Annotated in this window: 16 protein-coding genes, 1 tRNA gene and 1 pseudogene; 6 read left to right on the forward strand and 12 right to left on the reverse strand. The window is 59.5% G+C overall.

The genetic code is table 11. The features are described 5' to 3' along the window. Positions 1-14 precede the first annotated feature (14 nt). From BM132_RS02750 to BM132_RS02760, 3 genes are read left to right on the forward strand one after another with little or no spacing between them, the layout of a single operon-like run. Entirely contained in the window at positions 15-449 is a 435-nt protein-coding gene (locus BM132_RS02750) for a DcrB-related protein (protein WP_092403347.1), read from the forward strand. A gap of 12 nt (positions 450-461) precedes the next feature. Beyond that, positions 462-4913, forward strand: a complete 4452-nt coding sequence (locus BM132_RS02755) for an RHS repeat-associated core domain-containing protein (RefSeq protein ID WP_092452993.1) — start codon at positions 462-464, stop codon at positions 4911-4913. Between the two features lie 2 nt (positions 4914-4915). After that, on the forward strand, positions 4916-5194 hold the full coding sequence (locus tag BM132_RS02760; RefSeq protein WP_092452996.1) for a hypothetical protein: 279 nt from the start codon (positions 4916-4918) through the stop codon (positions 5192-5194). 48 nt (positions 5195-5242) lie between these two features. On the opposite strand, the pseudogene BM132_RS02765 reads toward BM132_RS02760, so the two are convergent. Together BM132_RS02765 and BM132_RS02770 are read right to left on the reverse strand one after the other, a co-directional pair. Further along, a pseudogene (locus BM132_RS02765) lies at positions 5243-5407 on the reverse strand (SAM-dependent methyltransferase); the annotation flags it as partial. Between the two features lie 125 nt (positions 5408-5532). Beyond that, positions 5533-5904 (reverse strand): hypothetical protein, encoded by a 372-nt coding sequence (locus BM132_RS02770; protein WP_092403299.1) that lies wholly within the window; start codon positions 5902-5904, stop codon positions 5533-5535. Between the two features lie 520 nt (positions 5905-6424). Between BM132_RS02770 and BM132_RS02775 the strand changes: the two genes are divergently transcribed. Beyond that, positions 6425-6784 (forward strand): DUF6124 family protein, encoded by a 360-nt coding sequence (locus BM132_RS02775; protein ID WP_092403297.1) that lies wholly within the window; start codon positions 6425-6427, stop codon positions 6782-6784. A gap of 276 nt (positions 6785-7060) precedes the next feature. Further along, positions 7061-8050, forward strand: coding sequence for a GGDEF domain-containing protein (locus BM132_RS02780; protein WP_092403295.1), 990 nt, complete (start codon positions 7061-7063; stop codon positions 8048-8050). Between the two features lie 128 nt (positions 8051-8178). Here BM132_RS02780 and BM132_RS02785 read toward each other — a convergent pair whose 3' ends face one another. From BM132_RS02785 to gabD, 3 genes are all read right to left on the reverse strand, one after another. Beyond that, entirely contained in the window at positions 8179-9393 is a 1215-nt protein-coding gene (locus BM132_RS02785; RefSeq protein ID WP_092452999.1) for an HDOD domain-containing protein, read from the reverse strand. 138 nt (positions 9394-9531) lie between these two features. Then, positions 9532-10812: a 4-aminobutyrate--2-oxoglutarate transaminase gene (gene gabT, locus BM132_RS02790; protein WP_047226758.1), complete on the reverse strand. Its 1281-nt coding sequence runs from the start codon at positions 10810-10812 to the stop codon at positions 9532-9534. Between the two features lie 172 nt (positions 10813-10984). Beyond that, positions 10985-12427, reverse strand: a complete 1443-nt coding sequence (gabD, locus tag BM132_RS02795; protein WP_092403291.1) for an NADP-dependent succinate-semialdehyde dehydrogenase — start codon at positions 12425-12427, stop codon at positions 10985-10987. 349 nt (positions 12428-12776) lie between these two features. On the opposite strand from gabD, the gene BM132_RS02800 reads away from it, so the two are divergent. Continuing rightward, positions 12777-12853 (forward strand) — tRNA-Arg (locus BM132_RS02800). Positions 12854-13014: 161 nt separating this feature from the next. Here the strand turns inward: BM132_RS02800 and BM132_RS02805 are convergent. The 7 genes from BM132_RS02805 to BM132_RS02835 form a co-directional block, all read right to left on the reverse strand. Further along, on the reverse strand, positions 13015-13605 hold the full coding sequence (locus BM132_RS02805; protein WP_177218126.1) for a helix-turn-helix transcriptional regulator: 591 nt from the start codon (positions 13603-13605) through the stop codon (positions 13015-13017). Between the two features lie 107 nt (positions 13606-13712). Next, positions 13713-14324, reverse strand: coding sequence for a response regulator (locus tag BM132_RS02810; RefSeq protein WP_218157831.1), 612 nt, complete (start codon positions 14322-14324; stop codon positions 13713-13715). 23 nt (positions 14325-14347) lie between these two features. Then, a complete protein-coding gene (locus BM132_RS02815) occupies positions 14348-17467 on the reverse strand; it encodes a sensor histidine kinase (RefSeq protein ID WP_256244098.1) in 3120 nt (1039 codons plus the stop codon). Positions 17468-17486: 19 nt separating this feature from the next. Continuing rightward, positions 17487-18269 (reverse strand): alpha/beta hydrolase, encoded by a 783-nt coding sequence (locus BM132_RS02820; protein ID WP_092453008.1) that lies wholly within the window; start codon positions 18267-18269, stop codon positions 17487-17489. 16 nt (positions 18270-18285) lie between these two features. Beyond that, positions 18286-19884 carry an MFS transporter gene (locus tag BM132_RS02825; RefSeq protein WP_092453010.1) on the reverse strand — a complete coding sequence of 533 codons (1599 nt, stop codon included), beginning with the start codon at positions 19882-19884 and terminating at the stop codon, positions 18286-18288. 2 nt (positions 19885-19886) lie between these two features. Then, positions 19887-21725, reverse strand: a complete 1839-nt coding sequence (locus BM132_RS02830) for an amidohydrolase (protein WP_177218127.1) — start codon at positions 21723-21725, stop codon at positions 19887-19889. 494 nt (positions 21726-22219) lie between these two features. Beyond that, positions 22220-22906 (reverse strand): hydrolase, encoded by a 687-nt coding sequence (locus BM132_RS02835; RefSeq protein WP_092453099.1) that lies wholly within the window; start codon positions 22904-22906, stop codon positions 22220-22222. Between the last annotated feature and the right edge of the window lie 198 nt (positions 22907-23104).

The raw sequence follows: 23104 nt of genomic DNA on the forward strand, positions 1-23104 counted from the left end.
GAGATTTAAGTGCCATGACTTACCGCATCAATGAATTCCAGTTCCAGCTGCCGGAAAGCGAATTGCTGGACGCCACGATCAACATCCTCAAGTTCCCTGAACTGGGCACCTCGTTGATCGTCAGCCGCAGCTTGCTGGCCGACGGCGAAACCCTGCAGAGCAACCTCGACGACCAGCTCAAGCGCCTGGAAAAACAGGTCCAGGACTTGCGCGCTCAACCGGGCGTCGCCGTGCGCCTGGGCGCCAACCAGGAAGTCGAAGGCGTCGAGCTGCGCAGCCAGTTCAACAAGGGCAACGAAAAGGTCTTCCAGTTTCAGCTCGCCCTGGTACTGCCCGGCACGCGCAAGATGCTTGCCTTGAGCTACGTGAAGGCCGAGAAGCTCGGTGATGCTGAGGCGGCGCATTGGGCGACGATCAAGGGCTCGTTGTTGTTTGACGTTCCGGCGTGATGAGCCAACTGCATGTCTGACGCGCTCTGGGCCGCTCGCCTGGGCGACGCACTGAACCACACCTCGATGATGGCCGACATCCTCGGCGGCGTGCTGGAAGTGGCGGCGAACATCGCCATCACCGCCCTGGCGACCGCTGCCGTGGTGGCCGCCACCGGTATCACCGTCGCCACGGGTGGCTTGGGTTGCTTCCTGCTCGGCGCGGTGGTGGGCGCGGTCGTGGGCCTTGCCATGAGCAAGACCGGGGCCGACAAAGGCCTGAGTAATATCTGCGAAGGCATCGGCAACGCGCTCTTTCCGCCCACGGTGCAGGCCAACATCCTCACCGGCTCCAAGGACACCTTCACCAACAACATCCCCTCGGCCCGCGCCGCGGGGGCGGTTGTTTCCCATGTCGCACCCGCCGGCACCGAACTGGACATGCCTGAGCCGGAAGAAGAGGCCGAGCCCAGCTACCTGGACATGGCCGGCAACTTCTTCTCGCAGATGTGGCGTCCCACCGTCGCCACACCCGCCCCCGGCACAGAGACCCGGCCGGAAGACCTGGTGATCTGCACCAAGCACCCACCGATGCCGCCGCAGTTCATGGCCGAAGGCTCGGACAAAGTCACCATCAACGGCCAGCCCGCCGTACGCAGCGGCGACCGCAGCACCTGCGATGCCAAGGTCGTGTCATCCGGGCTGATTTCACCCGACGTCACCATTGGCGGCGGCTCGGTGGTGGTGCGCGAAATCCGCAGCGGCAAGACCCCAGGCGTCGGTCTGGCAGTCACCGCGCTGCTGATGCTCAAGGGCGGCAAAGGCAAGTTCTTGAGTAACCTGCCGTGCATGCTGGTGAGCGGCGCAGCGTCGATGGCGGTCAGCAGCGCGATGGGCGCCGCGGCCAACGCTACCATGGGCTCGTCGAACCCGGTGCACGCCGCCACCGGCGCCAAAGTTCTGGGCGATGTCGAGGAGATGGACTTCGTCCTGCCCGGCATCTTGCCAATCGACTGGCAACGCTTTTACAACAGCCGCGACGAGCGTCACGAAGGCGTGTTCGGTGCGGGCTGGAGCGTGGCCTACGAGGTGCGCGTCGATATCTTGCCTCACCCCGAGGGCGGTGAGACGCTGGTCTACACCGATGAGCAGGGCCGGCGTATCGACATGGGCTCCATCCCTCTGGGCGGCGCCGTGTTCAGTGCCGGTGAAGGGCTCAGCGTACGACGGCATGCCAATGGCCAATTGCTGATCGACAGCTCGGACGGCCTTTACCGGCTGTTCGAACCCACCCCGGGCCGTGCATCGCAGCTGCGCTTGAGTCAGTTGGGCGACCGCAATGACAACCGCATCTACCTCGACTACGACGACACAGGTCGGTTGGTGCAGCTACGAGACACCTTCGACCTGACCAGCATCGCGCTGGCGTACCACAAACGCTGGCCGCAACGGGTCAGCCGGATAGACCGGCTTTACGCGGATCAACGTCGTGAAGTGCTGATGCACTACGATTACGACGCCCAGGGTGATTTGGCCCAGGTCCGTCAATCCAACGGCCACGTGAAACGCCGCTACGCCTACGATGCCGGCCGGCGCATGGTTGAACACCAACTGCCCACCGGGCTGCGCTGCTTTTACGAATGGGCCCTGATCGAAAAGCGAGAATGGCGGGTTGTTCGCCACTGGACCGAGGCGGGCGACACTTACACCTTTGACTACGACCTGACTGCCGGGACTACGCGTATCACCGACGGTTTGAACCGTGTCAGCACCCGTCGCTGGGATAGTCGGTATCAGATCACCGAAGCCACCGACGCCCTGGACCGTACCTGGGTCTTCGAGTGGAACGACGAAAGCCAGTTGGTGGCGGCGACCGCCCCCAACGGCGGACAGCATCAATTCAGTTATGACGAGGCGGGTAACCTTTGCCAGACGTCTGACCCCCTCGGACGTAGCGAGTCAACACTGTGGCTCGAACACTGGGCGCTGCCCCTGACCGAAACCGATGCCGCGGGCAATACCTGGCAGTACCGCTATGACTCGCGTGGCAACCGCATTCGCGAAACCGATCCGTTGGGCAACGTCACCCGCTATCGTCATGACGCCCACGGTCAGGTGGTGGAAGTTGTCGACGCCACCGGCAAACGCAAAACCATGCGTTGGACGCCCCTTGGCCAGCTCAGCGAACACACTGATTGTTCCGGCTACACCACGCGGTTCAGTTATTGCGAACGCGGGTTGTTGCTCAGCAGCACCGACGCTTTGGGGGAACGGACGCGTTTCAGCTATGACGACCAAGGCAGGCTGCTGACCAAGCAATTACCGGACGGACGTAGCGAGCAATACCAGCGCGATGCGAGCGGCCAGTTGATCGGCTACAGCGACCCCGCCGGGCACACCACGCATTTTCAGCACACCCTGAACGGGCAACTGCGCGTGCGTACCGATGCTCATGGTCGCCGGGTAGAGCTGAGCTACGACAACTACGGTCGGCTGCTGGCGCTGACCAACGAAAACGGTGAGTGCTACCGGTTTGCCTGGGACGCTGGCGACCGCTTGACTGCCCAGCACAGCCTGGACGGCAGCCTGAAACGCTATGCCTACGACCCGCTGGACAACGTCACCCGCGTGGAAGCGCTCGCGGTGCCCGGCAGCATCGACCTGGACCTCTCGCCGCAAGCACCAATCGTCCACGAACTGGAACGCGATGCGATGGGCCGGCTGGTGGCCAAGATCACCCAAGACGGCCGCACCGAGTACCGTTATGACGCGCTCGACCAAGTCAACGCCATCACCTTCACCCACCAGAGCGGCGAACAACAAAGCCTGGGCTTCAGCTATGACGCCCTGGGACAACTGATTGCCGAGCAGAGCTGGGCCGGAAACCTTGAACATCGCTATGACGAGCTCGGCAACCTGACCCAAACCCAGCTCCCCGACGGCCGCTGGCTGAACCGCTTGCATTACGGCAGCGGCCACCTGCACCAGATCAACCTTGACGGCCAAGTCATCAGCGACTTCGAACGCGACCGCCTGCACCGTGAAGTGCTGCGCACCCAAGGCCGCCTCAGCACCCGTAGCGAATACGACCGCAGCGGTCGCCTGCGCGCACGCCAACGTCGGCAGCAGGGTCAGTCCGCACTGTTGCCGCCGGCGGCGCAATCGCTGTTTGGCTATGACAGCAGCGATCAACTGGTAGAACGCTTCGACAGCCAGCCTGATGCCTCTCATCGCCAATTGCTGCACTACGACGCCACCGCACGCATTCTCGCCAGCCAGGACAACCTCCAGGGCCAGCGTGAAGGCTTCGCCTATGATCCGGCCGCCAACTTGCTCGATAGCCTGGGCACTGGACGGGTCGCTCATAACCGGTTGCTGACCTATCAGGACAAGCGCTACCGCTATGACGGCTTCGGCCGCATGGTGGAAAAGCGCAGCGCCCGGCATGGCGTCCAGCGGATGCGCTACGACGCCGAACAGCGTTTGGTGGAGGTTAGCAACGATAATGGCTCGGTCGTGAAAATGACCTATGACCCGCTGGGTCGGCGTATCGAAAAAGCCGAATACGACCGCCATGCCACTCTGCTAAGCCGCACCCGTTTCACCTGGGATGCGCTGCAACTGTTACAGGAACACCGCGACAACCAGACCAGCCTGTACATCTATGCCGACGACAGCCACGAACCGTTGGCGAGGGTCGACGGCCTGGGTGAACACCAGAGAATCCGTTACTACCACAACGACTTCAACGGACTGCCCGAACAGCTCTCGGAAGCCGACGGGCACACGCTTTGGCGGGCCCGTTACCAAGTGTGGGGCAACACCGTAGAAGAGCTACGCGAACCGTATTTCATCGAAGAGCAGAACCTGCGGTTCCAGGGCCAATATCTGGACAGGGAAACCGGGCTGCACTACAACACCCTGCGCTTCTACGACCCGGACATCGGTCGCTTTACCACACCGGACCCCATCGGTTTGGCCGGTGGGCTGAACCTCTACCAGTACGCGCCAAACCCGGTGAGCTGGATCGACCCCTCGGGTTTGATGAAGTGCTCGACACCACCTAAGGGCCGCAAGGTCAACCGGACGGTTTATCGTTTTGAAGAGCCAGGACGGATCAGCACGACCTGGACGGCGCACAAGTGGAACGTTGCATCCAGACACCGTTACACCGCCCCCGGACTGGGTGGTGTCTATGGCGCCAATTCACGCAAGACCGCCATGGGCGAAGTCAACCACTGGGGTGTGGACCTGTCCACTCGGGTATTGGTAAGCAAGAAAGTGCAGCTCAACAACGTCCTGGATCTCACCCGGGCTGATGTGCGTAAACAACTGGGGGTTTCGCTAAAGAGCATTACCGGCAACAAGTACACCCAGACTCATCAAATCGGCGCCTGGGCCAAGGCCAATGGTTATGATGGGATCCTGGCACCGTCGGCGCGAAACCCGACCGGCAGCAACTTGATTTCCTTTGCAGGTTTTTAAAAATGGGACTGGAAGACGAATACGTCGGCGATGCCGATTGGCAACGTTTCGTGCAGCTGTACGAAGAGGACTACCTCGACGACAACGCCCGCGCGCTGGCCAAGGCCATGGATGACAACCTCGACATGGCAGTGGTGCTCTACGGAAAAAGGGGGCTCAAGGAAGGGTTCTGGTGGCTGGAGCAGACCGTGCCCGCCCTGGGTAACAAACGCCCGGCCGATTGTCTCAAGACCCCGAAACTGATCAAGCGTCTGAGAATGGCCTTGATGAGCATGCCCTGACCCGCCAGCAGAAGAACCGCAGGCTGGATAACGTCACCCCGCGCTGGCCAGTATGTTCGCTGAGCGTTGATCCCCAAGGCTCGCCGCCAGCATGCACGCCGCCAGATCCTGGCAGGTGTCGTACCCGGCCAGCGCGATACGGCTCTGTCGGCCGTACTCATTGGCGCAAGAAGCATCGAATTTATCAACTGAGGTGTGAGGGGACGATTTCAAGGCGGTTCTCCTGTCCGCCAACCAAGCTATGTCACGCGTCGCGATAAGAAAAATTCATTGCCTTTATGCGCTGCATTCCCTTGAGGAATGATGCATCCGTCGATGTTCGTTACGGGTGAATTGAGCTATTGAACAAAGATGCAAACGGGCACGGTACAAGCGCCACTCTGCCCCGTTACGGTGATGAACTTGATCGTGCTATTGGTGGGAATCAGGATATTGATAGGCACTTGCGGGTAGTTCTGGCTTTGATAACTCTGGGTTTGCTCAAGCGTTTGCTGCGCTCGACCTGGTTGACTGACCACAATGGCGCCCTTACTTCTGTTCAAAACCTGCGCCGTGGTCTTGATCGCAGGTGGTGCATCCACGACCGCACCGGCCGCTGGCGCTTCGCCCTCAGATGAGAGCGAAGGGGCTGTTGCCGTATCGGCGCTGGTGACTGGCAGGTAAAACGCAAAGAGCAAACCTACCAGGTAGCACGACCTTTTGGTGTCCATTTCTAGAGTCCTCGATCAGGTAACAGGGTACGCAACGTGAGCGCCCTTCGAGACCTTGATTTAACAATCTGCATGACGGGCCGTCACCTGTAAGAACTAACAGGTGCAGCACTCAGCGCACGGCACATGAGCCCGATCGTCAAAGCCTCTCGCCACAAATTGCAGGCATCCTTCAGACCGCGCCTACAGCCCGACTGCCGCGCTTGCGCCAAGCTATGCATCCTTGCGCCTTTGCCTACAACTACGCCAGAATCCGCCCGCTTGTGCGCCTTGTCTGCGGGCTCTATCGTTTTCCTGCCACTGCCCATCAGTGGTCGGGTTTAGTAGCCCGGGGTTGTGTCAGTAAGATGTACGAGCTCTCCATCCAGGCAGATTTCTACCTTGCTCTTGATGGTGGCTGTGCGCAGGGCGCTTCGGCGCGCCGGCAATGCTGATCTCCCCGGTCTACTAACCTGCGTACAGCCGCCACCCTTCTTTTAGTAGAGAAGAGGTTGCAGCTTAACCATGGAGTAATCAGCAGATGTTCAAGCCTACCCCGAATCCGCCAGAGGCGGACCAAGCTCCCCCGTGCACCAAATCCAAAACCAAAAAGCTCGACGAAGCCGCCAATCGCGCTCTGGATTTCTATCTATCGCCAAAGCCGGCAAATCCCGAAGACGCGACCAAACCGGGCCAGCTATTCACCGTCGTAAAAGACATCGACAACGAGTCCCTGTTGGCCAACCTCAGCGAAACCCTGGCTTCGGCGGATGCGATGGTCAGCGACCTGGCCTTCGAGCTGGAAGGCTCGCGCCGCCACTTTGCCCTCGGCATTCAGCAGCTGATTGAATTGAGTTCGTTGCTGGCGAACCGGGCGCTGGATAACGTAGATCCGCGTTAGCGGGTAAACCATCCGAGGCGCTGGACAAGCGTGCCGGCCCTTAAAGCAGCGCTGAAGCTGCCGAGTGCAACGAGGCTGCGATCTCGCCTCGACAATTAAGTCGTGAGCGAAAGATCGCAGCCTTCGGCAACTCCGACACTGCACCACGCCCTTCGTCGCCTGAAAAGGAACTTCGCCCCGAATCCCTTATCTCAAAGAGCACTTCGCCATACTGGCGGGCTTTGGAGCAAGCGCGTGCCAATCCACAGCAGTGCACGTTCTTTGAGATTTGTGCCGATGGTCGACAAGAACCTACAGGATTCGTCCCACCCTCATTGGCCCGAAGCGGCCCAGACGCTCATGGCGCTGATGCACGCCCAGGGCGAAGTCGCGCGCCTGAGCGAGCGTGAGCAGCTATTCAGCTCATTGCTGGTCAGCGTCAACGCGGTGCTCTGGGCGTTTAACTGGGAAACCCGACAAGTTCTGTATGTCAGCCCCGCCTATGAACGAATCTTCGGTCGGCCGGCAGGTCTGGTGCTGGCTGATTTCAACGAATGGCGCGATGCAATCTACCCCGACGACCTCGAATACGCGGAGCGCAGCCTGGCCGAAGTACTGGTCAAAGGTGCCGTGGAAGATCGTGAGTACCGCATCATCGCTGCCAATGGCCAGATCCGCTGGCTGAGCGACAAGTGCTTCATCAACCGTAAGGCTGAGTCGGGGCAACCGGTGATCGTGGTGGGCATTGCCGAAGACATCACCGAAAAGAAGCTGCTGGAAAGCGAACTGCAACGACTGGCAACCACCGACGTGCTGACTCAGAGCAGTAATCGCCGCCACTTCTTCGAATGCGCTCACCGTGAATTCGAGCAGGCACGACTGCAGGGAACACCCATGGCGTTCCTGTTGCTGGACATCGATGATTTCAAAGTGATCAACGACACCTACGGTCATCAGGAAGGCGATAACGTGCTGCAGAAAATCGCCGAAAGCGGACGCTCCGTGCTCAGGCGCGGTGATCTGTTTGGACGAATCGGTGGTGAAGAGTTCGCCGCGGTGTTCCCTGGCTGTGCCCCGGACATGGCCCTGCAAGTCGCCGAGCGTCTGCAGCGCGAGATTCAGCGCCTGGCTTTCCGCAGTGGGGAGAACAGCTTCGGCATCACCGTCAGCCAAGGCTTGACCAGCCTTACCGCCGAAGATCAGAGCCTCGACACCCTGTTCTCCCGCGCCGATGCGGCCATGTACGAAGCCAAGCGCCAGGGCAAGAACCGCATTATTGCCGCGTGAATGACCTTACCTGAGATCAAGTGTGGGAGCGGGCTTGCTCGCGAAGAGGGCGTCATGTTCAGGAAAGATGCAAGCTGAACCACCGTTTTCGCGAGCAAGCCCGCTCCCACAAGGGTCATTCGGCGGTCTTACTTTCTGCGTATGCGCATCAACTCTGGCAATCCAATCTTCAGCAAACGCGCCGTGCGCCCACGGGCCAGCTCTTCAAGCCCTTCATGCTCGGTCAGATGAGCCATTTGCGCCGCCATGCTCATCACCAGTGCCTCACGGGAATAAACCCCACCACCCAGGCTATAGGCCGCCGCGATCAGCTCGCGCAGCTCCAGCGGCAGGCGCCAGCGAGTGCGCAGCGCCGAACCGAAACCGGCGCCGTACTTGTCCAACGAATTCCCGACTTCCTCCAGTTCATCCAGCTCGCCACCCGCCTGCGTCCATTCTTCCAGGCAACGCAGCAGCGCCAGGTCCCCTAGTCGATGCAACAACCCGGCGCAATAACAGCGTTCCGGTTCCAGATCCAGTAACCGCGCCAATACTCGCGCGTACTCGGCGGTGTGCAGCGACAACTCCCAGTAACGCTGGGCATAGTCCGCCAGGCACGGGACGCTGAGCCGGGCGCAGCGCTTGAGGGTCAGGCCGAGGACCAGGTTCATGCTCTGTCCGGTGCCGAGCTGATGCAGCGCTCGGGCCACGGTCAGCACCGCAACACCCCCTTGCTGCTGGGCGGCACTGTTGGCTGCCGCGATCAGCATCGCGGTGATCTGCGGGTCGGTGCGCAGCTCCTCTTCAAATAGCTTCAAGTCCAGGCCCGCGGGGTTGAGGCTGCGCTTGACCGCCACCTGCACGTCGGTCATCAGCGGCGCACCTTCGGACATATCACGCCGCCGCTCCAGGAAGGCTGCCAGGGTCAATCCCGCCCCCAGGACCGGCCCTTCACTGGAGGTTTCTTCGCCACCCACCAGCAAGCCCTGCAAGCGCTGGGTCAAGTCTTCCCGGTTCAAGGGTTTGGTCAGGTAGGCCGCCGGCGCCAGTGGCAGGACTTCACGCACACTGGCGCTGTCATTGCGCCGACTCATCAGGATGAACGGCAATGGCGGGGTGCGATGCTGCTGGCGAAGGCCGCGCAGGATCGTCAGGCCATCGACACCCGGCAACTCCCAGTCGGCGATCACCAGGTCATAGGGATTGTTCGCCAGCAGCTCCAAAGCCTGTTTGCCCTCGCCACACGTATCCACCCGGGCATCACAGCGCACACCCGACAACACCTGTTCAAGCAGCTCACGGGACGCCGGATCAGCCTCGGCGATCAATACACGCGGTACAGCCGGTAACTCCACAGCGGTCATGCAGCACACTCCCTTGCCATACTTGCACCTTAGACCTTGGCGGCCGTTCCAGACAGTTCAAAACCCGAGGGATATGCTCGCGGACATGAAAAAACCCGCCGAAGCGGGTTTTTTTGTGGATCAGTGCACAACCGGAACTCAGAGCTCGGAGAAGCACTCTTCGATGATTGCCAAGCCTTTGTCCAATTGCTCGTCTGGCGAAGTCAGCGGTACCAGCACCCGCAGGACGTTGCCGTAGGTGCCGCAGGACAGCAGGATCAAGCCCTTGTCGCGGGCCTTGGCCACAACCTGAGCCACGGCCGCCGCGTTCGGCTTGTGGGTATCGCCATTTTCGAACAACTCCACGGCGATCATCGCACCCAGGGCACGGACTTCGCCGATGACCGGGTATTTCTTCTGGATGGCCTTGAGGCCAGTCACCAGACGCTCGCCCACCGCCTTGCAGCGATCCAGCAGGTGCTCTTCCTCAAACACCTCCATCACCGCCAGCGCAGCAGCGCAGGCAATCGGGCTGCCGGCGTAGGTGCCACCCAGGCCACCTGGGGCAATAGCGTCCATGTACTCGGCCTTACCGCAGACACCGGCCAACGGGAAACCGCCGGCGATGGATTTGGCGAACGTAGTCAGGTCGGCGGCAACGCCCATCTGCTCCATGGCGAAGAAGGTGCCAGTACGACCGGCACCGGTCTGTACTTCATCAGCGATCAGCAGAATGCCGTGCTGATCACAGAGGGCGCGCAGGCGCTTCATGAATTCCTTGGGCGCCACGTAGAAACCACCCTCGCCCTGTACCGGCTCAATGATGATTGCCGCGATGTCACGGGGTTCGGCGTCGTTCTTGAAGATGCGCTCGATGCTGGCGATGGAATCGTCGATGCTCACGCCGTGCAGTTCGTTCGGGTACAACGCGCGGAAGATGCCGCCGGGCATCAGGCCCATGCCGGCCGAATACGGCACGACTTTACCGGTCAGGCCCAGGGTCATCATGGTGCGGCCGTGGTAGGCGCCGGTAAACGCGATGACACCAGCGCGACCCGTGGCGGCGCGAGCGATTTTTACCGCGTTCTCCACCGCTTCGGAACCGGTGGTCACCAGCAGGGTTTTCTTGGCGAAATCACCCGGCACCTTGGCGTTGATTTTTTCGCACAGTTCCACATACGGTTCGTAAGCCAGAACCTGGAAGCAGGTGTGGGTCAGCTTATTTAGCTGCTCGGTCACCGCGGCGATAATTTTCGGATGCACGTGGCCGGTGTTCAGTACCGCGATGCCGCCAGCGAAGTCGATGAACTCACGGCCTTCAACGTCGGTAACAGTGGCGTTCTTCGCCGACTCGGCGAAAATCGGGTGAATCTGGCCAACACCGCGCGGTACAGCGGCTTCGCGGCGTTTCATCAGGGAAGCGTTGGTCTTATTGCTCATCAAATATGTCCTCATTCGCAGCTCAGGGCGGCGTGGGCCAAGGCGTACATGGACGGGAGACAACTGCGACAGCATGCGATGATCGACTGTCACGGCGTTCCGGCCACAAGAAACAGAACAGGTGAAACGCGCAAAGGGACAGCGCTCTCGTGCCCTTTGCGCTTGCAGCAGATCAGATACCGAGGCAGAGGTATTTGATTTCCAGGTAATCCTCGATGCCGTACTTGGAGCCTTCACGGCCCAGGCCCGAGGCCTTGATACCGCCGAACGGCGCGACTTCGTTGGAGATCAAACCGGTGTTGACGCCAACCATGCCGTACTCCAAGGCCTCGGCCACGCGGAACACACGGCCCAGGTCACGGGCATAGAAGTACGAGGCCAGGCCGAACTCAGTGTCGTTGGACATCGCGATCACTTCAGCTTCGTCTTTGAAGCGGAACAGCGGCGCCAACGGGCCGAAGGTTTCTTCCTTCGCCACGGCGGCGTTTTTCGGTACGTTGGTCAGGATCGTCGGCTCGAAGAAGTTGCCTTCCATGGCCTTGCCACCGGCCAGCACAGTCGCGCCTTTGCTGATTGCATCGGCAATGTGCTCTTGCACCTTGGCAACCGCTTTCTCGTCGATCAATGGACCGGTAGTAGTGCCATCTTCCAGACCATTGCCGATCTTGAGCTTGGCGACTGCCACTTTGAGTTTTTCAGCGAAGGCGTCGTACACCGAATCCTGGATGTACAGACGGTTGGCGCAGACGCAGGTCTGACCGTTGTTGCGGTATTTGGAAATGATCGCGCCTTCGACGGCCTTATCCAGGTCCGCGTCGTCGAACACGATGAACGGCGCGTTGCCGCCCAGTTCCAGGGAGACTTTCTTGATGTCCTTGGCACATTCGGCCATCAACTGGCGACCGATTTCGGTCGAGCCGGTGAACGACAGCTTGCGCACGATCGGGTTGCTGGTCAGCTCGCCGCCGATGTCGCCGGCACTGCCGGTGACCACGCTCAGCACGCCTTGCGGGATGCCGGCACGGTGGGCCAACTCAACCAGCGCCAGCGCCGAGAACGGGGTTTGCGAAGCCGGCTTGATGACCATGGTGCAGCCAGCGGCCAAGGCCGGACCGGCCTTGCGGGTGATCATCGCAGCCGGGAAGTTCCACGGGGTAATCGCCGCAGTCACACCGATCGGCTGCTTGATCACGATCAGACGCTTGTCGGGCTGGTGGCCAGGAATCACGTCACCGTAGATGCGCTTGGCTTCTTCGGCGAACCATTCGATAAACGAGGCGGCGTAAACAATTTCGCCCTTGGCTTCGGCCAGCGGCTTGCCCTGTTCCAGGGTCATCAGGCGACCGAGGTCATCCTGGTTTTCGATCAGCAGTTCGTACCAGCGGCGCAGTTTGTTGGCGCGTTCTTTGGCAGTGAGGGCGCGCCAGGCCGGCAACGCCTTGTCGGCGGCTTCAATCGCCCGGCGGGTTTCGGCAGCGCCCATTTTCGGCACGGTGCCCAGCACTTCGCCCGTTGCAGGGTTGGTGACCTTGATCGTCTGACCATTGTCCGCATCGACCCAAGCGCCATCGATAAAGGCTTGCTGGCGGAACAACTGGGTGTCTTTAAGCTGCATGTCGGCTTTCCTTAACAGCACCGCGCGCACGCGGAGCGAATTAGATGTGTAGAAAGGCGCCTCAGGGGCTGCCGTCAGGGAAATCATCCACCGGGCTGAAGCACAGAAATAACGCACATAAGCACAGACGTGCGGTTCAGCACCCAGACAAGAGCGTTTGAAATCTCAAACGAATCCTAGGGCGGATAGGGGGGAAGGACAATAGGCTGTTCGAAAAAAAGAACGAAAAAGCCAAATTTGCCTGCTTTTTCTGATCAGCGTAGCCGATGCCCGCCTATGCTTACGAAAACACCGGCAAATCAGCAGCATGGACGCCCGCATTGCATATGAGTATCATGGCGCCCGCGTCGCACCAGTAGCTCAGCTGGATAGAGTACTGCCCTCCGAAGGCAGGGGTCGTGGGTTCGAATCCCGCCTGGTGCACCACATAAAACAAGGGCTTAGGTGAAAACCTAGGCCCTTTTTGTTTTTCATGTGTCCAAAATGTGTCCATTCTGTGCCCATCCAAGTTGGCACTCGGAATGAGCACTGCCCTTACCTTACTGGGCGTCTGAGCGTATGAGGCTCTCAATGCAGTAAAACTTTGCTCACTGCTTGTGGAGAGAGTCCATATACCTGGTTCCAGTGGACCATAACCCTGCATCGCATAACCGTCGCCAGGCCTGAGGTGTAACCCCGATCTGGCGGCGGAAGGTACGGATGAAATGGGATTGGTCACAGAATCCGTGACTATGGGCGATGTCGGTCAGCGAGGAGTCGGTCGTGAGCATGATCTGTCGAGCAGATTCGATGCGCCGACGTGCGACGTAAACCAGTGGCGTTACACCAAAGGTATTTTTGAAAGCATGCGAGAAGTAGCTGACACTCAGGCTTAGCACAGCAGCCATCTGATTTGTGCGTATTGATGAGTCGAGGTTAGTGTCGATGTAGTCAATCAGCCGTTTAGTTTGCCAACTGGATAGGCAGCCGTGGCGGCTTTTTAACGGGCTATCGCTCTTTTGCATCATGACCAGGGCACGGGTCAGGCATAGACAGGCTGAGTCACGATCGATGCTCAGGTGCGCTTGAGCCTCGCTAAGCAATTGCATGACGCCATCATATGTTTCGTCGGAAATACAGCGTTGAGTCTGGCTGTCTACTGCGGTTGCCGGGGTAACGGCATGCAAGGTGGCACGCATGGCGGTGCTCCACTGTGGATCTTTTGTGTCCGACGCCATGCTAGGCCGTGCGCTGATCGCACATAAGACAACAATGGGGGGCGCGCCCCCCCCTCAAAAGTGGGGTATTACACAGTGATGATGCCGCGCTGAATGCCGAGGGTGACCGCATGGGTGCGATTGCTGGCCCCCAACTTGTCCATGATGCTTCTTAAATGCCCCTTGATGGTGTCCTCCGCGATCATGAGTTCCGTCGCGATTTGCTTGTTGGGTTTACCCATGGCGACACATTGCAGGACCTGGATTTCTCGAGCGGTCAGGGAGTCGCGGCTTAAGTGATCAGCCAGCTCAACAGCAATCTCTGCCGGGATATGGCGCTTGCCGGCAGCAATGGAGCGGATGGCATCCAGCAGTTCCTTGCGCAGACTACTTTTCAATAAGTAGCCGAGCGCTCCCGCCTTGATTGCATGCAATGCCCGTACATCACCCCGATAGGTGGTCAGGATGGCAATGCGCGCGCCAGGAAACTCGGCGCGAATGGCATGAATCGCCTCGATGCCATCCATCTCAGGCATTTGTAGATCCATCAGGGTGACGTCCGGGCGCAGCGAGCGAAATAGCTGAAGCGCTTCGCAGCCATTGGTTGCCTCGCCGACCAGCACTATGTCTGATTGGGCTTCAAGGACCGCCGCTATACCCTCGCGCAGCAGAGGGTGGTCGTCGACGACCAGCACGCGTATCTGTTCATTCTCCGGATGCACGCTTAGGGCCTCAATTGAGTCAATGCACGTAGCCACTGGCTGCGACGTCGCGGGATACGTCGGTAGGCCGTTGATGCGGGTACAGTCAGTTGAATTTCAGTGCCATTGTGGGCCCCTCTTTGAATAGACAGCCGGCCGCCTATTTTTTGGGCCCGCTCCAGCATGCCGTGTAAGCCCCAGTGATCGGGGCGGATATTGGGCGGCAGATACTGTGGGTCGATGCCGCTACCATTATCGCCAACGCTTAGCTGAAATGCGTGCCAGGTGTAGACGATCCGGATGTCCACGTTCTGCGCATTGGCATGCCGAAAGGCGTTCATGATCGCTTCACAGCCTATCCGGTAGCTTTCTTCTCCGACTATAGGGTGCAGCGGCAGTGGCGTGCCGTGGCTGTTCAGGGTAAAGCGCGTACTGCCTTCCAACTGCAGCTCACTCGTGACAGCGGCAAATGCATCGATCAGATTCAGAGCTGGCTCGTTCAGATCGCGCAGGTTACTCACCCGCTCTCGTGCCTCCACCAAAACCTGATCTGCACGGTCTAGCGCTCTCTCCATTTTGCATCGTGCTGGATGAGTACTGGGGATTTGCTCAGTGGCCGCCTGGAAACTCAACATAAGGCCCTGCACGCCCTGGAGCAGGGTGTCATGCAGTTCACGGGCGATTCGCTCACGCTCGGCATGGCGTTCCTCAAGACGGTCACGCAGATGCTGGGCTGAACGGCGAACATTGAACCGATGCAGCATCCACAAAATACTCGCCACTGCTAGACCGCTCAACATTATAAAGAGTGGGGTGCGGTAGAAAACGGGTCGAATACTGAAGCTGAGCTCGGCCTCCTCGGTGCTCAGTATTCCATCCTGATTGGACGCTAATACGCGGAACCGATAATCCCCGGGACCGAGCCCCGTATAGATGGCACTGCGTTTTGAACCCGCCTGCTGCCAGTCGGTGTCGAACCCCTCTAACAGATAGCGAAAGTGCAAACCTTGCATGCCTGAGAGACTCAGCGCGGCATAAGAGATTTCGATTCTCTGTGGCTCTGCGCCCAGTTGTGACAACTCACTTGGCCGGGGCTCCTTACCATCGACATTGAGTGATTGGATGACTACCTTGGGCGCCGCTTTACTCTGCACATAGCGAGTCGGATCAATCCAGGTCACGCCCTTACTGGTGCTGAACCATAAACGTCCATCCGTACTACGCACTGCAGTGGGTAATGGGAGTACTTGGTGCGGGTCATTGGCCAGGCCACCAATCACCTCATAGCTGCGGTAACGTATCGGGTATTGCGGGTCAGCGATGGCGCGCTTTACCTCACGAGCGGTCAACTGATAAACCCCGGCTTTGCCATGGAGCCAGAGATCATAGCTCCCATCACCTTCTGGTTCTCTGGGAGGTACGGCTAGAATCGCGTAGATATTGTCGAACAGCCCATTGTCCGGTAGGTGAAGGCTGTGGAAGCGCTCACCATCGAAGAAGGCCACTCCACGCTGGCCACCCACCCAGGTGAGGCGGCCCTGATGCAGCATCGCCGTGACATGACCCACCTTCAAGCCTTCGTCTGCTCCCCAGTGTCGTTGGTCCTTGTCGTCGTGGGTCACAATCAGATTATTGCGGTAGCCGAACCAGAGTCTGCCAAGAGGATCGGTGGTAGCGGTGACAGGCATTAACTGGCTTGGATCAGCATTCGGCGGCGCAACCATTGACCAACGCCCGCGTCGAAGAACGAACAGCCCCTTGCGGTTGATCGAAACCCACAGGTTGCCCGCCTGATCGAGCGTCATCGCGCGGACGGCTGAGTCAAGCCCATCCTGGGTTGGCAATGACGCGACTCGCTCGATTTTGTCGCCTTGCGCACGCCAGATACCCTTGCTGCCAGCCATCCAGATATCACCGTTAACATCACTGAAGGCATTACTAATCGGTGCCGGTATATCCAGAGTGGCCAATCCAGTACTGCTCAGGCGCATTGCCGGTTGGTTGCTGGTACCTGCCCAGACACTGCCTGCCGCACCGGCAACCAATGCCAAATTCTGGGCGTTGTGTGGAAATGCAGCCGAGACCATAGCGCTTGGCCGAAAACGGTCTAGCCCGGCACTGGTACCCACCCAAATATTGCCGTCGACATCTTCGAGTAATGGGAGAACGATATCTGCACTCAAGCCATCCTTGGCCATGAACGCTTCTTGGTGACTGCGTACGTCAGTTATCGATAGAGCACTGAGGCTGGCAGAGGCGTGTACATAGCGAACGCCTTTACCGCTGGTGCCCACCCATAGCGCCCCCGTGCTGTCGAATAACAAACCATTGGCACCATCGATGACGGTCACCTGGGTAGCCGCATCCCCTTCGTTTGGCACGATTCGGCGCAGCGAACCGCCATATCGTTCTGCCATCCAGATGGCCCCATCTGGAGCCTGAGCCATATGACTCACCCAACCCACCGCAATGCCTGCATCGATAAACGCTTTGGCACCTGACGGCAGGTAGAAAAGGCGATCTTCATTGGCTGCCCATAACGTGCCATCACGGTCGACGAGCACAGCACGGGCATTTCGCCCCGGAAAGTTCCACTCGGTACCGATACGTTGCCACGCGTTACCGTCAAAACGCGCCAAACCATCGTTGGCGGCGATCCAGACTGCGCCACTGCGATCCTTGGCGATGCTATAGATCACCCCGCCAGGCAACCCAGCACTGACTGGGTAACGGGTTATGCCTGTGTCGGTGATCAGGCTAATGCCGCCTGCACGCAGACCCGCCCACAAGCCTTCATCCTCCGCCTTGAGTACGGAAATGATGCCCAGCGGCTTGCCGTCCGGCGGTGTGTATCGCGCGAAGTCCAGGCCATCAAAGCGATAGAGCGAATCGTTGGTTCCAAGCCAGAGATAACCGTCTCGGGTCTGAGCCAAGGCCCCGACCTGATTGGGGCCTTCATCAGCGACGGTCCAACGGTGGTGCTCCAGCTTGTCCAGTAAGTAGTCGGCGGCCGTTACGGTCGGACTAAACCATTGCAGGCCAATCAACAGCATATAGATTGCCAGCGCCGTGCAGGTGCGCCAGCGATTTCCTGGGGTTGGCTTCTGCTGTTTGGCTGGGGAAAAGCCCGATACGCTGATCACCGCGCGAACCTGAAATTAATCAAAAGCGACCCAGTTGAGTTTGCGCCCATTCAATTGTGTAGTCAGCTATTTGCTCCCAACCGGGTTCGGCGATGAGCCAGTGGCTGTGCCCGGCAAAGCACTTGAGCGAGGTACTGGCCGCCGAGCGATTGTATTGCCGATAGTTCGACGTCACCAGGCATGGCCGTATGCTGTGATCGTTCTCGGCGGCGATCAACAGCAACGGTGCTCTGTGGTCATTGGCAAAGTCGACATGTGTGCCAATACCGAAAGCCGCTTCAAAGAAAATCCGCCCCGGTGCTGGCACGATATGGCTTGCATGTAGCAGCGAAAAATCCTGGATCGCCAAAACCCGAGTCAATTGTTGGGCAGATTCTCGTAGCGGAAAATACATGACTCGCTTCCAACTGCCCCAAGCCATGCGCATGGGGATCGCCTTGTAGAGGATGCTCAAGTGAGGCATTAACCCACGAGGGGGCATCGCTGTAATCGATATCCCGGCACAGCCAAGACCACGATCCAAAAGTATCTGTACGAGCAGGCCACCCAGCGAGTGGCCAATCAGCAAAGGGGGCTGAGGCATGCGCCGAATCAGCGCTGCATAGTGCTCAATTATTTGTGTGATCCCAAGCCTTGGGAAGTCGGTATGTGGCGCTTCTCGCAGCCTCTCTGGCGACCCCTCCGATAAGGGCCAGGAGGGTGCAATGCAGGTGTAGCCACATGCCCGATAGCGGCTGGAGAAATTATCCCAAGCGGCGGCAGACAGCCATTCGCCATGTATGAACAGTACGGTTGTATTCATCCCTGATCCCATGCGCTCAAATGTGGGGCTTAGTGGGTGCCAGGTAGTGGTGAATGCGTATGGCCACCCCGGCAACCTGGAACTGGCGAGCCGCAGCCTCGGTGCGTTGTTCGGCACGGGTCACCCGACCGTGGTGGCGCATATGTTCGAGCCAGGACTCATCAAAGAAGAATTCCAGCCAACGTTGCGGATGCTCACTGTCCTGGACCAATCCCCAGGAAAAGGCACCATTGCGCATTCGCATGCTGCGTACATCTTTCATGGCAACGAGAAACTGTTCTGTCTGCGGCGGATCGATCTGGTACTCAAGGGTGACCATGACCGGTCCGCGCTCCTGATCCTGTTCGTCGCTCAGAATGGGAGCAGGCCAGTGCAGGGACGGTGCCAAATCTTCGGCTTCGGTCACCGGCGGGTGGAAGCGCAGGGTCAGCACGATGCCCATCAGCAGGAGCCCACCAGCGATCAGCAGGGTGAGGCTGATCGACAGATGACTGGCGACCAAGCCCCAAAGCGCGCCGCCGGCCGCCATGCTGCCAAAGAACACCAGGATGTATACCGACAACGCCCGCGCCCGGACCCAGTTGGGTACGGAGGTCTGTGCCGCCATTTGCAAGCTCGACAGCACGGCGATCCAGGCCGCGCCACTGATCATCATCACCGGTATCAGCCAGTACAAGTTGCGCACCCCGGCCAGGGCGGCAAGCACCAAGGCGTAGAGCAGGCTGGAGCCGGCTACCAGGTGATCGGGTTTCACCGCATCACGGATGCGCGGCAGTAAAGTCGCGCCGAGCACTGCACCGATGCCGACGCTGCCGAGCAGCAGGCCGAAATCGCTGGCGCTGCCGTTCAGCTCACCGCGCACGATCAACGGCAGCAGCGACATGCCAGCACTGGCGCCGACGAAGAATGCCGCCGACCGCACCAACACCGCTTGCAATGGCTGGGAGCTGCGGCTGTAACGCCAGCCTGCGCGCATGGCCCCGAGCAGCCGTTCCGCCGGGAACAGCGCAGGTGCCTGTTCGCGTTTCCAGGTGTACAGCACCGCCATCACCGCGAAGAACGACACGGCGTTCAGCGCGAAGGTGGCCCAGGGGCCGGTGAGACTGACCAGCACCCCGGCAACCGCCGGCCCGATGGCCCGGGCGACGTTGATGCCGAGGCTGGACAGGGCGATGGCCGAACCAAGGTCTCGCTTGTCGACCAGTTCGGGCGTCAACGCTGACCAGGCCGGCATCATCAGCGCCGTCCCCGCGCCCATGCCCAGGGTGAGGAGCAGCAGCAGCGAGACGGTCATCATGCCGTTGAGCGTGAGCAGAGCCAGGAGCATCGCCACCACGGCCATCCACACTTGCACCTTGAGCAGGTAGCGACGCTTGTCGACGATGTCGGCCATGGCACCGGCGGGAAGAGCAAGAAAGAACATCGGCGCGGAGCCTGCAACCTGCACCAAGGCAACGTGCATGGGGCTGGCTGACAGCGTCGTCATCAACCAGCCGGCCCCTACCTCGTGCATCCAGGTGCCGATGTTGGAGGCGATGCTGGCCAGCCATAGCCAGCGGAAAGTGCTATGGCGCAGCGCGCTCCAGGGGGAGCGCTTTTCGATAGCCGTATCCATGGTCAGAAAGCGAAGCAGGAGCAGCCGAAGGCGCCCCAGAAGCCTTGGTAGTCACTGATGGGTACGGATGACCGGCGCACCTTGTCATGGCTGTGCGCATGCACCGCGCAAGGGCCTGAGCATTGATGCACCTGAGTCAGCAGCGGTGAAGCGGGACGCCAGTGGCCGGGTACCTTGGCAACCGGTGACCAGTCCGGCATGACCGGCAGGCTGGGGGGCGACAGCTGGTCGAACTCCGCGGCCCCATAGACCACTTTGCCGTCGACGATGGTCAGCACGGATTCGATCCACTTGATCGCCTCTTCCTCGACACTGAAGAAGTCCGCCGACAGGGCCGTGAGATCGGCCAGTTGCCCGACCTTGATCTGGCCCTTCTTGCCTTGCTCTGACGAGAACCAGGCACTGCCATGGGTAAAGAGCTGCAGTGCGGTGTCACGTGAAAGACCGTTGGGGTAAAGCTCCAGCCCGCCAACGGTTCGGCCGCTGACCAGCCAATAAAGCGACGTCCAGGGGTTGTAGCTGGAGACGCGGGTTGCATCAGTTCCCGCACCCACGGGTACGCCTTCGGCCAGCATGCGTTGAATGGGCGGGGTCTGCTCTGCGGCCTTGCTGCCGTAACGGTCGACGAAATACTCGCCTTGGAAGGCCATGCGGTCCTGAATGGCAATGCCACCGCCAAGGGCGCGCACCCGCTCGATATTCTTCGCACTGATGGTTTCCGCGTGATCGAAGAACCATGGCAGGCCGTTGAAGGGAATGTCGCGATTGACCCGCTCGAAGACATCGAGCATTCGCGAAATGGATTCGTCGTAGGTCGCGTGCAGCCGGAACGGCCAGCGCTGCTCCACCAAGTGACGGACCACGGGCTCCAGGTCCTGCTCCATAGTCGGCGCAAGGTCTGGGCGAGGTTCGAGGAAGTCCTCGAAGTCTGCGGCAGAGAACACCAGCATTTCGCCGGCCCCGTTGTGCCTGAAGAAATCATCGCCATCGCCAGGCTTGACCATGCCGCTCCAGTTCTTGAAGTCGGTCAGCTCTTCCTTGGGTTTCTGGGTGAACAGGTTGTAGGCGATGCGCACACTCAACTGGTTGTGCTTGGCCAGCTCGCGGACCACCTCGTAGTCGTCCGGATAGTTCTGGAAACCACCGCCAGCATCGATGGCACTGGTCACGCCGAGGCGGTTGAGTTCGCGCATAAACTGGCGTGTCGAGTTGACCTGGTATTCCAGCGGCAGCGTTGGTCCCTTGGCCAGGGTCGAGTAGAGAATCATCGCGTTGGGTTTTGCCACCAGCATGCCAGTGGGTTCGCCATTGCTGTCGCGGACAATCTCTCCGCCCGGCGGGTTCGGCGTGTCACGGGTATAGCCGACAACGCGCAGTGCCGCCCGATTGAGGAGGGCGCGGTCATAAAGATGCAGGACGAATACCGGCGTATCGGGTGCGGCCTTGTTCAATTCCTCCAGGGTCGGTAGGCGGCGCTCGGCGAACTGGAATTCATTCCAGCCACCCACCACCCGCACCCATTGCGGAGCAGGTGTGCGATCGGCCTGATCTTTGAGCATCCGTAACGCGTCGGCGAGAGATGGAACACCCTCCCAGCGCAGTTCCAGGTTGTAGTTCAGACCACCACGAATCAGGTGCAGGTGCGAGTCATTGAGACCTGGAATCACCGTGCGCTTTTGCAGATCTATAACCTGTGTCGCCTCTGCGCGGACCGCCATGACCTCTACGTCGCTGCCCACGGCAATGAATTTTCCGTCCTTGATGGCGACAGCTGTAGCGTGTGGTTTTTCCCGATCCACGGTGTGCAGACGACCGTTATAAAGGATCAAATCAGCTTTCATGGAGCCTCCCGGGGAGTTGGCGAAAGAGGTGCCGGCGGAGCCGGCAAAAGGCAGGGCAGACCAGAGTGCTCCCGCTGCCCCGAGAACTGAGCTGGTAGCCAGAAACTGGCGACGGCTTTTGTCTGACGGATCCTCACTCATGATCATTCCTCGCGACGTTGTGGGTTGAGCCAGGCAGCTAATCACCGGGTCATCATTGGCATGAACAAATAAACCACCAGCAGCACGATACTCAGCGTGTCCACCACCGCACTGACGGGATAACTGGGTGACCACGTTGCGGGTTATGTTTGCGCAGGACTCGGGGCGGAAATTGTATGAATGTGTGGTTTTGGGACGGCACTGCTGCTGTGTGAGCCAGGGGCCAAGCAGGGTTTAGCAGGGGCTATGGCAGTACTGCGCAGAGCAAAAAACGGCGTATACCCAGGGTGTACCCGCTACCGGAGTTCATTGCTCTGCAGTCGGGTCGACCTGTTGGATCGACCCGGCAGAGGTCAGATCTTCGCCGCGACAGGCTCCAGCGTCGGTCCGTGTGTGACGCGCTCTGGCGCCTTGTGCACCATGGTGTAGGCGTAGTCGACGCCCATTCCATATGCGCCAGAATGCTCTTTGACCAATGTCATGACGGCGTCGTAGGTGTCGCGGTTCTTCCAGTCACGCTGCCACTCCAGCAGCACCTGTTGCCAGGTAACCGGGACAACGCCAGCCTGAATCATGCGTTGCATGGAGTAATCGTGCGCAGCTTGGCTGGTGCCACCCGAGGCGTCGGCCACCATATAAATTTCATAGCCGGCATCATGCATCGCTGACAGCGCGAAGGTGGTATTGCAGACTTCGGTCCACAAGCCCGAGACGATAACTTTGTTACGGCCATTTTTTTTCAGCGCGTCGCGTACTTTCTGGTCGTCCCAGGAGTTCATCGAGGTACGCTCAAGGATCGGTGCTTCAGGGAAAACAGCCAGTAATTCCGGATAGGTATGGCCCGAAAAGCTCTCTGTTTCGACCGTGGTGATGATGGTTGGAATCGAGAAAATCTTCGCGGCCTTGGCCAGACCGACGGTGTTGTTCTTCAATGTCTGCCGATCAATGCTTTGTACGCCAAACGCCATTTGCGGCTGTTGATCGATGAAAATCACTTGGCAATTGCTGGGTGTCAGCACTTCGAGTTTTGGATTGGTCATTTCGATCACCTGGTGTGTGTTCGCGCGTGAATGCTGATGATCGCCATGGCTTAAGCACAGGGCTGCAAGCATGGCGACGTCTAGAGAGAGGCCCGTTTTGAGTAGGCCCTCAGTCCCTCAATCCTTCTGAAAGGCATCGCCACTATCTCCAGAGTGGCCGCCTGAAAATTGGACAGGGTTACGGTTCTGGAACATTTA

Origin of the sequence: Pseudomonas sp. NFACC45 (assembly GCF_900113505.1) — a bacterium.
GTDB lineage: Bacteria > Pseudomonadota > Gammaproteobacteria > Pseudomonadales > Pseudomonadaceae > Aquipseudomonas > Aquipseudomonas tehranensis.

Coding starts and splice junctions, on each gene's coding strand:
- BM132_RS02775 (WP_092403297.1), top strand. CDS start 6,425: ATGTTCAAGCCTACCCCGAATCCGCCAGAGGCGGACCAAGCTCCCCCG.
- BM132_RS02805 (WP_177218126.1), bottom strand. CDS start 13,605: ATGCGTGCCACCTTGCATGCCGTTACCCCGGCAACCGCAGTAGACAGC.
- BM132_RS02820 (WP_092453008.1), bottom strand. CDS start 18,269: ATGAATACAACCGTACTGTTCATACATGGCGAATGGCTGTCTGCCGCC.
- gabD (WP_092403291.1), bottom strand. CDS start 12,427: ATGCAGCTTAAAGACACCCAGTTGTTCCGCCAGCAAGCCTTTATCGAT.
- BM132_RS02785 (WP_092452999.1), bottom strand. CDS start 9,393: ATGACCGCTGTGGAGTTACCGGCTGTACCGCGTGTATTGATCGCCGAG.
- BM132_RS02755 (WP_092452993.1), top strand. CDS start 462: ATGTCTGACGCGCTCTGGGCCGCTCGCCTGGGCGACGCACTGAACCAC.
- gabT (WP_047226758.1), bottom strand. CDS start 10,812: ATGAGCAATAAGACCAACGCTTCCCTGATGAAACGCCGCGAAGCCGCT.
- BM132_RS02825 (WP_092453010.1), bottom strand. CDS start 19,884: ATGGATACGGCTATCGAAAAGCGCTCCCCCTGGAGCGCGCTGCGCCAT.
- BM132_RS02830 (WP_177218127.1), bottom strand. CDS start 21,725: ATGAAAGCTGATTTGATCCTTTATAACGGTCGTCTGCACACCGTGGAT.
- BM132_RS02760 (WP_092452996.1), top strand. CDS start 4,916: ATGGGACTGGAAGACGAATACGTCGGCGATGCCGATTGGCAACGTTTC.
- BM132_RS02750 (WP_092403347.1), top strand. CDS start 15: ATGACTTACCGCATCAATGAATTCCAGTTCCAGCTGCCGGAAAGCGAA.
- BM132_RS02780 (WP_092403295.1), top strand. CDS start 7,061: ATGGTCGACAAGAACCTACAGGATTCGTCCCACCCTCATTGGCCCGAA.
- BM132_RS02835 (WP_092453099.1), bottom strand. CDS start 22,906: ATGACCAATCCAAAACTCGAAGTGCTGACACCCAGCAATTGCCAAGTG.
- BM132_RS02770 (WP_092403299.1), bottom strand. CDS start 5,904: ATGGACACCAAAAGGTCGTGCTACCTGGTAGGTTTGCTCTTTGCGTTT.